This window comes from Bacillus sp. USDA818B3_A, assembly GCF_009928415.1.
GTDB lineage: Bacteria > Bacillota > Bacilli > Bacillales > Cytobacillaceae > Neobacillus.
The window spans coordinates 319,645-333,500 of record NZ_JAABNN010000001.1 but is presented as its reverse complement, the minus strand read 5'-3'; the positions used below and the strand labels follow the sequence as shown (position 1 = coordinate 333,500).

At 38.1% G+C, this 13,856-nt stretch carries 11 protein-coding genes; 9 read left to right on the top strand and 2 right to left on the bottom strand.

Annotated features, from left to right (window positions below):
- Positions 1 to 151: 151 nt before the first annotated feature.
- The 8 genes from GXK58_RS01600 (at position 152) to GXK58_RS01570 (ending at position 10,161) form a co-directional block, all read left to right on the top strand.
- On the top strand, positions 152 to 514 hold the full coding sequence (locus tag GXK58_RS01600; protein ID WP_160719231.1) for a hypothetical protein: 363 nt from the start codon (positions 152 to 154) through the stop codon (positions 512 to 514).
- Between the two features lie 241 nt (positions 515 to 755).
- Positions 756 to 3,137 carry a polyprenyl synthetase family protein gene (locus tag GXK58_RS01595; RefSeq protein WP_202171261.1) on the top strand — a complete coding sequence of 794 codons (2,382 nt, stop codon included), beginning with the start codon at positions 756 to 758 and terminating at the stop codon, positions 3,135 to 3,137.
- A 175-nt stretch (positions 3,138 to 3,312) separates the two neighbouring features.
- Positions 3,313 to 4,866, top strand: coding sequence for a sensor histidine kinase (locus GXK58_RS01590; protein ID WP_337248154.1), 1,554 nt, complete (start codon positions 3,313 to 3,315; stop codon positions 4,864 to 4,866).
- The gene (locus tag GXK58_RS01585) at positions 4,859 to 5,542 is read left to right on the top strand and encodes a response regulator (protein ID WP_160719228.1); all 684 of its coding nucleotides are present in this window, start codon (positions 4,859 to 4,861) and stop codon (positions 5,540 to 5,542) included. The genes GXK58_RS01590 and GXK58_RS01585 overlap by 8 nt, the downstream gene beginning before the upstream one ends.
- A 669-nt stretch (positions 5,543 to 6,211) precedes the next feature.
- A complete protein-coding gene (gene ltrA, locus GXK58_RS01580; RefSeq protein ID WP_202171260.1) occupies positions 6,212 to 7,432 on the top strand; it encodes a group II intron reverse transcriptase/maturase in 1,221 nt (406 codons plus the stop codon).
- Entirely contained in the window at positions 7,423 to 7,653 is a 231-nt protein-coding gene (locus GXK58_RS26950; protein ID WP_202171259.1) for a hypothetical protein, read from the top strand. Before ltrA ends, GXK58_RS26950 begins: the two co-directional genes overlap by 10 nt.
- A 219-nt stretch (positions 7,654 to 7,872) precedes the next feature.
- Positions 7,873 to 9,165 (top strand): CitMHS family transporter, encoded by a 1,293-nt coding sequence (locus tag GXK58_RS01575; RefSeq protein WP_160719227.1) that lies wholly within the window; start codon positions 7,873 to 7,875, stop codon positions 9,163 to 9,165.
- 72 nt (positions 9,166 to 9,237) lie between these two features.
- Positions 9,238 to 10,161: an AEC family transporter gene (locus GXK58_RS01570; RefSeq protein ID WP_160719225.1), complete on the top strand. Its 924-nt coding sequence runs from the start codon at positions 9,238 to 9,240 to the stop codon at positions 10,159 to 10,161.
- A gap of 79 nt (positions 10,162 to 10,240) precedes the next feature.
- Here the strand turns inward: GXK58_RS01570 and GXK58_RS01565 are convergent, their stop codons facing one another.
- The gene (locus tag GXK58_RS01565) at positions 10,241 to 11,410 is read right to left on the bottom strand and encodes an MFS transporter (protein WP_160719224.1); all 1,170 of its coding nucleotides are present in this window, start codon (positions 11,408 to 11,410) and stop codon (positions 10,241 to 10,243) included.
- A gap of 46 nt (positions 11,411 to 11,456) precedes the next feature.
- Positions 11,457 to 11,927, bottom strand: a complete 471-nt coding sequence (locus GXK58_RS01560) for a low molecular weight protein-tyrosine-phosphatase (protein ID WP_160719223.1) — start codon at positions 11,925 to 11,927, stop codon at positions 11,457 to 11,459.
- 153 nt (positions 11,928 to 12,080) lie between these two features.
- Between GXK58_RS01560 and pabB the strand changes: the two genes are divergently transcribed.
- Positions 12,081 to 13,850: an aminodeoxychorismate synthase component I gene (gene pabB, locus GXK58_RS01555; protein WP_160719221.1), complete on the top strand. Its 1,770-nt coding sequence runs from the start codon at positions 12,081 to 12,083 to the stop codon at positions 13,848 to 13,850.
- Positions 13,851 to 13,856: the final 6 nt, after the last annotated feature.

Genomic DNA, 13,856 nt, shown 5'->3' with positions numbered 1-13,856 from the left:
TTCTTTCTAAGTACTAATATTACCTATAAGAATATTTCGTATGCGAAATAAATTATATATGCGTACATTTAATTCTGTCAACAATTAATATTGGGTGTCAGATTTTTGAGTGAATCATAAACTTTGGTTAAGGAGAGGAGGAAGTGCGGAAATGAAGTTAGAAATGCAAAAAGCTACCATGCTGGCTGAAAATATTAATGACTTTATTAAGTATGTTCAAAAAAATCACAAATATAAAAATAGCTTAAGGTTTAATCCTGACAAATTGTACCAAGTTAACTTGTTTGTCGAGGAGTTTAGATTTCAAATTATTGCCGATGAACTATTAAGGATCAATAAATATTCTTGGGATGCCAAGTACACTTTTTACTTAGTGGATAGTTTTATAAAAGGTTTAGACACGATTGAAGAATATGTCAGGAATAACTACGAAGACTTATATTTATTAACTGCTAGGTTGTATATTTTAAGTGATCTTAGTCGGTTATTTACCAGAACGGAAATTCAGGCATAGATTTTAGATAAATATGGGGTTGTTCATGACTATCGAACAGCCTCCAGGCAATTATTGTAAGCAATCGAATTTAGAATAGTTCTTGTTAAGTTAAAAGTAGAATAAAATAAATTACTAGTACCATTAAGAAATAGGTAAGTATTTTCAGGTATAATTAAAAATAATTGATGGTCCAACTAAACACATGGGTTGTATCGTTTTTAGTTAAATATAATATATTAAGAGATTAAAAGTAGAGGTAATGAAATATATGAATAAGAAATATTTAAATAATGCCGATACATGTTATCAACTGGCGGAGGAAAGAGCTGCTATATATTTTCAAGCACTGTATCAACAGGTCATAGATAAAACATATGTTCATTCCTTAACAAAAGATATACAAACCTGGAAACGAAAACATATCCATCATCATTCATTATTGTCTTTTATCACCAGCATGAAGAAAAAAACTCAATCGCAAGGATATCAAAATTATATACGTTGGCTTGATTACACCGGAAAATTGGATAACTATCTCGACCGCAGTATTTCCTATCTTTATATGCGCGACCTGGGCAAAGCACTTGATTCAGCTGATACCCGCGCAAAGATTCGCCGTGCGGTTGATAATTTAACTAAAACCCTGACTGAAAATGAAAAAGAGGAAAAAACCTCATTTTCCGCAGCCGGTTTATATCGTTGGGCCCAGAGGGAAGGCATTGAATCGACAATGATTTGGGTATTGGATAAACTAAAGTCTGTTTCCACTAATCTTCCGGAGGGAATGGATGCCGATCATGCGCAGCGAAAACTAATTAAAATCATAGCTGGCGTTATTATGCACGTAGTTGACGACATGGATGAGAAAGTATCTCGTGAAGAACGGAAACAGAGACTGGACAAAGCAATCAGGCTTGGCTATTCCTATGGTTTGACCTATCCTTTTATTGACGATCTTCTCGATTCCAACGTCTTATCGGTAGAAGAAAAGGTGCGATATTCCAGCTTAATACGTACTACCTTAATAACCGGAGCAGTCGGAGAGCTTGGGGATTGGAAGGGGAAAAATGAGAAATTGCTTCAATTTATTCACTCTGAGTTGAAGGATGCCTATGAATATATTAAAAGTGAACAGCAGCCACAGACGCTGGAATCTTTTTTTGAACAATCCTATATATTTTTTAACTCTCAAGAAGTGGATCGAGACAAGGATATAAATAAATCTGATTACACCAATGAGGAGCTTTTCATCCCTGTAATCTTGAAATCTTCCTCTTCAAGATTAATCGTTCGTTCAGTCATTAGTGCCCCGGAAGACGAAGGTTTTGATAACCGAACCTTCTATTACGGTATTTATAATCAGCTTGCAGATGATTTTGCTGACATGTTTGACGATTTGCAGGAAGGAGCAGTGACTCCTTATACTTATTATTTAACCTATCATAAACAGCGTCCGGATCTAATCAATCCGTTTGAATTATATTGGGCAGTGATCAATCATTTGATTCATCATGTCTATCATTCCGATCCTATGACACGAGAAATCATCCTTGATCGTGCCATAAACGGTCTAAAACGATTCAAAGAACGAGTGGGGCCTGAAAAGTACAAAGAAGTGATGGACCTGTTTGCTTCAGGAAACCCAGTTTTTAATAAAGTTATTCAAAAAATGGTCCAAAAAGCAGACGATGTAGATTTCTTTGATAAGCTGCTCCGCGACCATATTATTAGTACGTTGAAGAAGGAAAGGCAGGAGCAGGAAGACTTTCAAGAAACAATTCAATTTGTTCGTAATCAGATTAATGACAGTTTACGTATCACTGCACTCGAAGATGTTTCTTTGATGAAGAATACCATTATCAGCGCTGCAAATTACAGCCTTGAAGGGGACGGTAAGAGGTTGCGACCCATTATTACTTGGGTTATGGGCGTTAATGAATACGGATTAAATCCGTCAGCAATCATGCCTCTTTTGAAATCATTAGAATATATGCATACGGCATCGTTAATCTTCGATGACTTGCCATCCCAAGATAATTCAGCCACGCGCAGGGGACGACTAACACTGCATAAAGAAAAAACACATGCTGTTGCAGAATTAACCGGACTTTTTTTGACTCAACGGGCAATCGAGGAGCAGACTTGTCTTAAAGAATTTGATCCAAAAATAGTACTTGAGTTAATACAATATTCCGCTAAAACAACGGAAGCAATGTGTATCGGCCAGGAGATGGACTTGGATTCAAAAGGTAAACAATTAACACTCGAACAGTTGAATCGCATGTGTTTTTATAAGACAGGACTTGCATTCGAAGCCTGCTTACTCATGCCTGCTATGCTCGCTAATGCCAGCCAAAATGAAATGGAAGCCTTAAAGAAATATGCTTTTCATGCTGGGATTGCCTTTCAAATTAAGGATGATTTACTTGATGTGGAAGGAAACCAATTGATCATGGGAAAGCCAGTTCATAAGGATTCTGAAAACAACAATTCAACTTTCGTATCTATTCTAGGTCAAGACGGTGCTAGAAAAGAGATGTGGAATCATTACTGTCTAGCCGTTGAAGCGCTGCAGGAAGTCCCGCTGAAAACCTCTTTCCTAAAACATCTAATGACTTATATGGTAAATCGTGAACAATAAATATATAACATTTAAACTATCTATATGATAGTTTTTTTGTTTATGTAAAAGCAATATCTATCAAGTAAGGATATAATAAAATTATGTTTCTATAATCTTACATCACAAGGAGGGATGTGGCCTGAAAACTAAAAATGTATCACTTCAAACAAAAATCTTTGGGCTGGCCCTATTATTGGGATTATTATTAATCCTATTGATGACCTCTTTTTATAGCTATATGGAAAGTAAACAAATAGAGGAAAATAAGGGGAAGCTAGCCCTTGAAATTTCAAAAACAGTTTCGTTTATGCCAACAATTATTAATGGGTTTGGGTCGAGTAATCCATCAAAAATCATACAGCCGCTAGCAGAAAAGATTAGGAAAGAAACCGGTGCTGAATTTGTTGTAGTCGGAAACATCGATGGCACTAGATACTCCCATCCATTATCTTCAATGATAGGGAAGAAGATGACTGGTGGAGATAATGAAAAGGCGATTTTAAAAGGGGAATATTATATCTCCGAAGCCAATGGATCGCTGGGACCTTCCATTAGAGGGAAATCACCGATCCTTGACAAAAATGGAGAAGTGATAGGGGTCGTTTCGGTTGGATTCCTGTTAGAAGACGTTCATCAGCAAATCACTAAAAATATCATAAAAGTGCTTTTAGTTTCTATTTTTGCCCTATTCATTTCATTTGTTGGCAGTATGCTTCTTGGCCGCAATATTCGTAAAGATACCATGGGCCTCGAACCCTATGAAATTGCTGCACTGTATAAAGAAAAAAATGCCGTGCTTCATGGAGTAAAAGAGGGAATTTTATCTATTAATAGAGATGGTTTCATCACTAGTATGAATCAGCCAGCAAAGAATCTCTTACAAATAAACGGTTCTGTCCGCCATTTTAAAGTGGATGGCTTGTTTCCTTCCGACTTTTTATATGAAGTCTTATATACCGGAAGTCCAATAGTCGATCAAGAGGTGGTTTGGAAGGAAAAAACGGTGATCGTCAATTGTACTCCGCTTTTTGACGGTCCAGTCATCAGTGGGGTAGTTGCATCTTTTCGTGATAAAACGGAAATTGAACAAATGGTAAACACCATTTCTGAAGTGAAGAGTTATTCGGAAGACCTTCGTGCCCATACACACGAATACACAAATAAGTTATATGTGTTATCTGGCCTCCTTCAGCTAGGTGAATTTGAGGAGGCAATTGCGATGATTCAATCGGAAACACAGGTATTGGAGGTTCAGAATACCATTTTATTTAACCAGATTAAAGACTCGAAAGTTCAAGCCATTCTCTTAGGGAAATTGGGTAAAGCATCCGAAAAGAAGATTAAGTTCGAGATTCTTGCTGAAAGTTTTTTAGATACTTTGCCTAACCATTTAAAATTCTCTAACCTTATTGTCATACTAGGGAATTTAATAGATAATGCCTTTGAAGCTGTATCTAAAAGCGATAATCCTACAGTTAAATTTTTTGCCACAGATATTGGCAGTGATATCATATTTGAAGTTTCGGACAATGGAGAGGGAATCAGTGAAGTGGATATTCCGCTTTTATTCGCAAGAGGTTTTACTTCAAAGAGCGGGGACAGGCCAAGGGGATTTGGTTTATCAAATACAGAAGATGCTGTCGTCGAATTGAAAGGTATGATTGAGGTTCAAAGTGACCTCGAACATGGTACTGTTTTTACAGTATATCTTCCTAAGCAATATGAGAGGAGACATGAACATGTATAAGATAAAAACAGCGATTGCAGAAGATGATTTTCGAGTGGCAGAAATACATGAAAAATTTTTAAAAAAGTTTAATGAAATTGAAGTGGTCGGGAAAGCATTGAATGGTCAGGAGACGACAAAAATGATGGCAGAGACACAAATTGATTTATTAATTCTAGATGTGTATATGCCTGATACGCTCGGGTCAGATTTACTGCCTGCGATCAGAGAACGTTTCCCAAAGGTCAGTATTATTATGATCACCGCGGCCACAGATAAACTTTTCATTGAAAAGGCATTAAGCTACGGTGTTGAAAATTATTTGATTAAGCCTGTAAACCGAGAAAAATTTGACGAAGTGATTTTAGAGTATATAAAAAAATATGCCCTCCTTTCTTCCGAACAAGAAGTAGATCAGCATTATATTGACCTTTTATTTGGAAATAAATTAAGTGAAAATGTTGGCAAAGGTAATGGGCTGCCGAAAGGAATTGATGAGATTACGCTTGGCAAGGTGAAAAACGTTCTTTTTAATCGAAATTATGGTCTCTCAGCTGAAGAAGTGGGGAAGGAAATGGGGGCTTCTCGAATAACAGCACGCCGTTATCTGGAGTATCTAGCCTCCATCAACGAAGCAAAGACGGAAGTTGTTTATGGAATTGTAGGAAGACCTGAAAGGAAGTATTATCCTATTTAGTGAAGATGCCGGAGTGGCATCTTCTTTTTTGTGCGACGGGCAGTCGTACCTTTGCTTTTATATAAGCATGAATTTACTGTTAAAGGTTGGGTCATGTTACTTCGGTAATAACAGACCCCGAATCCCAGAAGGTATATTCTCTCGGAGGTGCAAGTCCTCCCGTAGGAATACTGGTATAACCTACGAAGACTAATCTATGGCATTACCGTGAGGTAGTGTCTGAAGGAGATGCGGAAAATCGAGAGACCCGCAGTCGGATGAGCAGACCCAAATGCGAAAGCGTGAAGCACATGCGGCAGGATAAGTCGGCGACCGTGCGAGAAGAACGGGAAGCCCAACTTCAGAGTTTCTTAGCCAAAGAACCAGTCGACTAAGGAGGGCTTATCAAGTGATGGTGCTGGGTATGTTCAGAAGGAAAGTGCGATGACCCCGTGAGGTCTCCACTTTAACTTTAGGTGTTGATATATAAGGGAAATCCGAAGTTATCAACACAAGTGGAGAAGTCAGACGCCCTCATAGTACGGGAGTAAGATTGCGACCAAACGTAATCTGAACGGAAGGAGGAGCGACCTCGTGGCTCTACACTTATAAAAGTGTGTAATGATAACAGTTCACGTTACCTCGGTAAAAACGAACTGAAGGTGCATAATGAAAGGTGTGGAATAAGCATTGAATCAGGAACTAAAGTTCAAATGGCACAGTGTATATGGACAAATTCTTTTTGATAGAAAGCTAAAAACAGCTTGGGAAAAGGTTAAAAGCAATAATGGGGCTGGAGGTGTAGACGGAGAAACAGTCCAAAGTTACGCAATTAACGAAGAGAAAAATCTAAGTCAATTACTCCAAAGACTTAGAATTAAAGAGTACACTCCGTCACCAGTACGAAGAAAATATATCCCCAAAAAGAATGGAAAACTTCGCCCGCTGGGGATACCCAATATTGAAGACCGTATCGTTCAACAAGCTGTGGTTAATGTACTTGAACCTAAATGTGAAGAATTCATTTACCACAAATGGTCATGCGGATATCGCCCAAATCTTGGAGCTAAAAGAGTAATGCAAATCATTACTTGGAATATTGAAAGTGGCTACAACTATATTTACGATTGTGATATTAAGGGATTCTTTGACAACATTCCTCATAAAAAGTTGATGAAGATACTTAATAAATATATAGCTGATGGAACCGTACTCGACCTAATTTGGAAATGGCTTAAAGCGGGCTACATGGAAGAAGGAAAGTATCACAAGGTAGACTCTGGAACCCCGCAAGGGGGTGTGATTTCACCATTACTTGCGAATCTCTTTCTAAATGAACTCGATTGGGAGCTTGAAACTCATGGAATTCACTTCGTCAGATATGCCGATGATTTCCTTTTGTTTGCCAAAACAAAAGAAGAAATTGTGCGTGCAGAATCAATTACAAAGTTAAAGCTAGCTGAACTAGGGCTTGAAATCTCAATAGAGAAAACGAAAATCGTCGATTTTCAAAACGATGATTTTGATTTCCTTGGATTCACTTTTGAGCACTGGAGGAATAGGAAGAAAGATGGCAAACCATACTACATAGCTAAACCAAAGGATTCTACATGGAAAGACTTTCGCCAAAAGATAAAGGATAAAACAATGAAATCCCTAACTTTTAGCAAAGAAGTGTGGGTTGAACGTGTGAACCAAGTAATACGAGGAAAAGTAAATTACTTTTTAACTCTTTGGAAAGCAATAAACGAGAATAAAAAGTATGGAAGAGAATTTTCATGTTTCTTCAATGTTATCTATAATGATTTATTAGCCATAGATAGCTATATAAGACAAAGGCTAAGAGTAGCGATGATACATGACCATCCAAGCCAAAATAAGGGACATAAGATGAAAACAAAATGGGAATAGAGTTCTTTGCGAAGATTGGACTAATTCCAGCTTTTCAATATTATTATGAAAAGCAATATGGTCACACCATTGAGGACTACATACAGTACATGAAGGAAAGACAAGAAAAGCGATATAAAAGAAAACTACAAAGAGCTAAAGAACGTGGAGAGGTTTACTTCACAGCAAAAAGAGTCCAAATGATTAACTGTGCACAGGGTAAAACAGGGTATTCAATGTAACATGTTGGTAAGCCGTATGCCTTAATAGGGCACGTACGGTTTGATAAGGGGGAAGCCTCGTGAGAGGTTTCCCTACTTTATTATTTATAGTAGAATTCCTGCTGTGAACAAAATGTACAAAATAGGTTTTTAAGTACTTTAATAACTTTATTTTGTAATCGTTTTCAAAGAGTAATAGTTAGATTATTATAAATTTACAAACAAATGGGGTGAGAAAAGATGCTTGCAATTTTAGGATTTTTAATGATTATTATTTTTATGATTTTAATTATGACCAAACGGCTATCTGCCATGATTGCACTCATGGTGGTTCCAGTTGTCTTTGCCTTAATTGGGGGATTTGGCAAAGATTTGGGGCCAATGGCGCTAGAGGGGATAAAAAGTGTCGCACCAACGGGAATCATGATTCTTTTTGCCATTCTCTTTTTTGGGATTATGATTGATGCTGGGGTGTTTGATCCTATCATTTCAACGATTTTAAAACTAGTAAAAGGGGATCCGGTGAAAATCGCAATCGGGACTGCCGTACTTGCTTTATTAATCTCTCTTGATGGAGATGGAACCACAACTTACATGATAACGATATCCGCCATGCTTCCTTTGTACAAGCGGATTGGTATGAAACCATTAGTTCTAGCTGGAATTGCTGTTTCTGCTTCAGGTGTTATGAATCTCCTGCCATGGGGAGGCCCAACGGCTCGAGCCATGACAGCGCTAAACCTTGAAATGGGAGATATCTTTACTCCAGTCATTCCAAGTATGATTGGCGGGGTTTTGTTTGTATTGTTCATGGCTTTTGCCCTAGGCAGAAAAGAACGTAAACGGATCGGTGTGCTTCAAATCGACTATAGCACAATGTCGATGATGGCAGCTACAACGGAGGATGCCGCCCTTAAACGACCAAAATTAATCATTGTGAATTATCTATTAACTATCGTTCTTTTAATTGCACTTATTCAGGAGCTGCTTCCAAGTACTGTTTTATTCATGATTGGTTTTGCCATTGCGATCACAATTAATTATCCAAATATCCAAGAACAAAAAGAGCGGATTATGCATTATGCAGATAATGCCTTATCAGTTGTTTCTATGGTTTTTGCTGCAGGAATTTTTACAGGAATTCTTTCAGGGACCAAAATGGTGGATGCGATGGCCAATTCGATGATTACCCATATCCCAGAGGCATTGGGTTCTCATTTCGCCGTTATAACAGCGATTATTAGTGCTCCCTTTACATTTTTTATGTCCAATGATGCTTTTTACTATGGGGTACTTCCGCTGCTTGCGAAAGCCGCAAGCTCCTATGGAATTGATCCAGCAATGATTGGCCGTGCCTCACTTTTAGGGCTGCCAGTTCATTTATTGAGCCCGCTTGTACCTTCCACTTATTTATTAGTAGGAATGGTTGGAGAAGATTTCGGAGATTTACAGCGTTCATTTTTAAAATGGGCCTGCGGTTCTACAGCGGTGATGATTTTAGTTGCGCTTGTCTTGTCTATTATTCCAATCTAATTACCTAGCATAAAATTTCAGAAGCTCCTACAAGGGGCTTTTGGAGTTTGTCGAAAAAAATAGGAGAGTTATATGAAAGTCTTTTTTTTAATCTTATTAAATGTCATTTTACCTGTATTTGTTTTAATTGGTGCAGGTGCATTGCTCCATAGGAAGTTTAGATTTGATATGGGGACGTTATCAAAATTGAATACGTACTTTCTTATGCCTGCAGTGGGATTTACGAATATCTACCAGAATAATATTGGTGGGGAGACGCTGGTTCATATTCTCGGTTTTTTAGTACTCCAATGTACTTGTTTGATGGCGGTAAGTACCATCCTGGCTAAAGCAGCCAGGTTTGATAACAGTCTATCATCTACTTTCAAAAATAGTATTGTACTGAACAATTCCGGAAACTTTGGATTACCGGTGAGTCAGCTGGTTTTTCAACATAACCCATTAGGAGCATCGATTCAAATTGTGGTGATGATTTTCCAAAATCTGCTGACCTATACCTATGGATTGTTAAATTCGGTTTCCGTAGACCAAAAGGGTTTTCAGGCGTTAAAGGAATTTCTAAAAAACCCTGTTATTTATGCCTTTTTATTAGGATTGATTCTTCATTCTTTCCATGTTAAAATTCCATCTTTTATTTGGTCGCCGATTCATAATACGTCAAATGCGTTTTTAGCAATCGCATTAATTACTCTTGGTGCACAAAGTGCATATATAAAAATTAGTCGATTTTCCTTACCACTTTATTTAAGTTTGTTCGGCCGTCTTATTATTTCTCCATTGATCGCTTTAGCGATTATATTTACATTGAATTTAGATGGAACGACAGCACAGGCGTTGTTTATTGCCAGCTCTTTCCCTACCTCAAGAAACAGCGCACTTTTTGCTTTAGAGTATGGGAATCATCCGGAATATGCCGCACAAGTTGTCTTAATGTCAACCGTACTCAGTATGATAACAGTAACTACTGTTGTGTCATTATCAAGTGTTTTATTTTAAAATATTTAATTAAGTTTAAGGTGGACCCATTGAAATACACGCGATTTCAATGGGTCTTTTGTCTATCAAATGAGACTACCTATGCGGCCGCTTTTTGAACAGCTTTCGATTCTCTTAAGAAAATAACTACAAAAACGATAAACGTAATAAAGGCGACAATGGCATTATATAAGAATACTTCCCGCATGCCTACATATTCACTGGCAATTCCTCCGGCCATACTTCCTATTATTCTAGCTAAACCTAAGCTAATTAACCCATTCATTGTTTGTCCGGAGGCCTTTAGTTCTTTAGGCACTTCTTGATTGATATAAATAGCTAAAGTTACAGAAAGTACGATAAAAATTAAACCATGCAGCATTTGAATCGGAAGCACGAGATACGGATTATGGACAAAATAACAGAGAAGCCACCGAACTCCCGCGAAAAAGGCGGTAGCAACTAAGACGACGGGTATACTAAACCGTTCGATAATTTTATGCCCGAATAGTAAAAACGGCAGTTCACTCATCGCAGAGAAAAGCATCGACCAGCCTAACAAACTATTATCTGCACCTAATTGATTATAATAGATTGGGAAAAAAGCGTAATAATAACCAAGGGTAATCTGAACGATAAAATTTAATAATATAAATAAAACGAGTTTTCGATTTTTCAACAAAACCAAGAGCGAAACCTTATTTTTACTAGATTGATGGCCTTTTATTTTGGGCAATTGAGTACAAATTAACAGGGTTAGCAGCATGATTAGAGAGTATACGATATATATGCTATTAATATTCTTTTTTGCTACAAGGCCAAACACTACTGACATGACCGCAAATCCGATCGTACCCGCCAACCGAATCGGACCAAAATTCCATTTTGTCCGGGCAAGATGTTCTAAAGTAATCGCGTCGCTTAATGGATAGATCGATGTTTGGAAAAAAGTTATTAGACAGATAATTAGTAATAAATAAAGGTACTGGTTTGATACTGGCAGTAACAATATGGAAACCCCACATCCGAATGCCAGCAGCTGAAGGACACGGTTTTTGCTTTCTGCCCGGTCCCCAATGCTTCCCCATATAGGCTGTGCAAGGAGTGCTATTAATGGTCCAAAGCTTAATAGGGTAGCGATGGAAGTCTGACTCAAACCTATGCTTTTTAAGTAAACAGGCATAAAGGTACCATAAACCGCATTACCCATATAGGTGACAGCGTACAAACAAAGAAATAATAGATAGATACGAGCCGATTTTTCCTCCAAGAAGTTCACCTCGAAATTTAGCTGAAGAATTAGTTATTGTGGGAGCTTACTTTGTTAAATTTTGTTCGTTCTTTATTCTCGCTAGTAATGCCTGACAGCCTGCTGAAACCAGCTGGTAGGTTTCTTCAAAATCCCCCGTATAATAGGGGTCTGGCACATCCTTTCTATGTTCCGTTAAATCAAGCAGTCGAATGATTTTTGGATGCTTAGGTCTTCCCGTAATTTCATAAATATTCCTTAGGTTGCTTTCATCCATACCTACTATGTAGTCAAACTTCTCAAAGTCTTCTTTAGTTATTTGACGTCCAACGAGACCATTTGCTGAAATGTTATATTTTTTAAAAATTGCAAGTGTTCCTTTATGAGGCGGAGACCCGATCTGCCACGAGCTGGTGGCAGCAGAATCAACAGTTACTTTGTCAGACAGATTTTCTTTTTTTACTAGGTCACGAAACAAGGCTTCTGCCATTGGTGAACGGCAAATGTTGCCAAGACAAACGAATAAGACATTAATCATATGATTAGCTCCTTTATTTTTCTTACGATGCTCTTTAACCTATTATAATAGTAGATAAAATAAAAGGAAAAGAGTTGCTTTTCCCAAAAATTATTGTCACTATTTATTATGTGAAAATAATCCATATAAATTAAAGATAAAAGGGACGTCAGGATGCAGACAAAACATAAAAAAGAACCTTTGTTAATTTTTGAATTCGCTTCTTCACAGGGGGAGATTAAGCCGCTAATATTTAAAAATCCTCAGAAAGTGATTGCGGCTTTTACCATAGATGAAGTTTTGCCGTGTTTTCAGCTTGTACAGGAAGAAATAAACAATGGTTATTATGCGGCAGGATTTTTATCTTACGAAAGTGCACCGGCATTTGATGCCGCATTTATTACTCATACCGAAAGTAAGATGCCGTTACTCTGGTTTGGCATTTTTTCTGAACCAGAGCACCAAAGCACAAACCATACAGGGAATTTTACATTATCAGGATGGGAGCCTTCCGTCAGTTTAGAAGAATATACCCGTTCCATCCAAGCGGTCAAAGATGGGATTGAAAGGGGAGATACATACCAAACCAATTATACAATACGGCTTACTAGTCAGTTTGAAGGGGATGATCTGGCTTTTTTTCAGAAATTGAAAAATGCGCAGTCTTCCAATTATTGTGCGTATATTAATACCGGTGAACATAGTATTTTATCGGCATCACCTGAGTTGTTTTTCCATCTGCAAGGGGAAATGATAACCACACGCCCTATGAAAGGAACGATTAAACGAGGCAAATCCTTTGACGAAGATCAGGCGAATGCCCGCTGGCTGTATCTATCTGAAAAAAATCGCGCAGAAAATGTCATGATCGTTGATATGCTTCGTAATGACTTATCACTTGTGTCAGAATTCGGGACGGTTAAAGTTCCTAAATTATTTGAGATTGAGCCGTACCCAACGGTCTACCAAATGACATCGACGATTACAGGTATAGTGGCGGAAAACACCGAACTAGTAGATATTTTCAAAGCACTTTTTCCTTGTGCATCAATTACTGGTGCACCAAAGGTGAGTACGATGAAAATCATTAATGATTTAGAAAAGGGGCCGCGTGAGGTCTATTGCGGGGCAATCGGTTATATCACGCCAAATAAAGAGGCTGTATTCAATGTGCCAATAAGGACGGTCTTGATTGATCAGGAAACGGGTAAAGCAACCTATGGTGTCGGCGGAGGGATTACATGGGATTCTACCTCTAAGGGGGAATATGAAGAAGTTCTTGCTAAAGCGCATTTTTTAAAGGAAGACCGGCCGGAGTTTCAGTTGCTAGAGAGTCTTCTTTTAGAAAATGGGGATTATTTCTTGTTAGACGAACATCTTGAGCGGCTGAATAAGTCAGGCAAGTACTTTGGGTTTTCTCTTGAAATAATGGATATCCGTAAGAAATTAGAAAGGTTGGCCGGGGTGAACAGACATGCTAAGTTGAAGGCGAGACTTTTAGTCACCAAGGATGGTGAGGTAACTATAGATGCTCAGCCGATTACAGCACCTTCCGATTCTATTAAGGTCATGCTTGCCGGTAAACCAATCGATGCGGACAATCTATTCCTTTATCACAAAACGACCCATCGTTCTATGTATCTTGAATTTCAAAAGGACATGCCTTCGGATGTTTTTGATGTTTTACTTTGGAATAAAGATGAAGAGTTGACGGAATTTACGAATGGGAACGTTGTTTTGGATTTGGAGGGGGAATTATGGACCCCTCCCGTGGACAGCGGCCTGCTCGCTGGTACTTTTCGGGAGACGTTACTCAAGGAAGGTTTGATTCGTGAGAAAGTCTTAACGATTGCGGACTTGCGGCGAAGTTCAAAAGTTTGGTTTATAAATAGTGTACGGAAATGGCTGGAAGTGGAATTAGTGGAGCAGTCTGACCTTGGTTGAGATGTG

What these genes read in the sequence shown, in the direction of transcription:
- GXK58_RS01600 (WP_160719231.1), top strand. Translation starts at nt 152, where the DNA reads ATGAAGTTAGAAATGCAAAAAGCTACCATGCTGGCTGAAAATATTAAT.
- GXK58_RS01595 (WP_202171261.1), top strand. Translation starts at nt 756, where the DNA reads ATGAAATATATGAATAAGAAATATTTAAATAATGCCGATACATGTTAT.
- GXK58_RS01585 (WP_160719228.1), top strand. Translation starts at nt 4,859, where the DNA reads ATGTATAAGATAAAAACAGCGATTGCAGAAGATGATTTTCGAGTGGCA.
- GXK58_RS26950 (WP_202171259.1), top strand. Translation starts at nt 7,423, where the DNA reads ATGGGAATAGAGTTCTTTGCGAAGATTGGACTAATTCCAGCTTTTCAA.
- GXK58_RS01575 (WP_160719227.1), top strand. Translation starts at nt 7,873, where the DNA reads ATGCTTGCAATTTTAGGATTTTTAATGATTATTATTTTTATGATTTTA.
- GXK58_RS01570 (WP_160719225.1), top strand. Translation starts at nt 9,238, where the DNA reads ATGAAAGTCTTTTTTTTAATCTTATTAAATGTCATTTTACCTGTATTT.
- GXK58_RS01560 (WP_160719223.1), bottom strand. Translation starts at nt 11,927, where the DNA reads ATGATTAATGTCTTATTCGTTTGTCTTGGCAACATTTGCCGTTCACCA.
- pabB (WP_160719221.1), top strand. Translation starts at nt 12,081, where the DNA reads ATGCAGACAAAACATAAAAAAGAACCTTTGTTAATTTTTGAATTCGCT.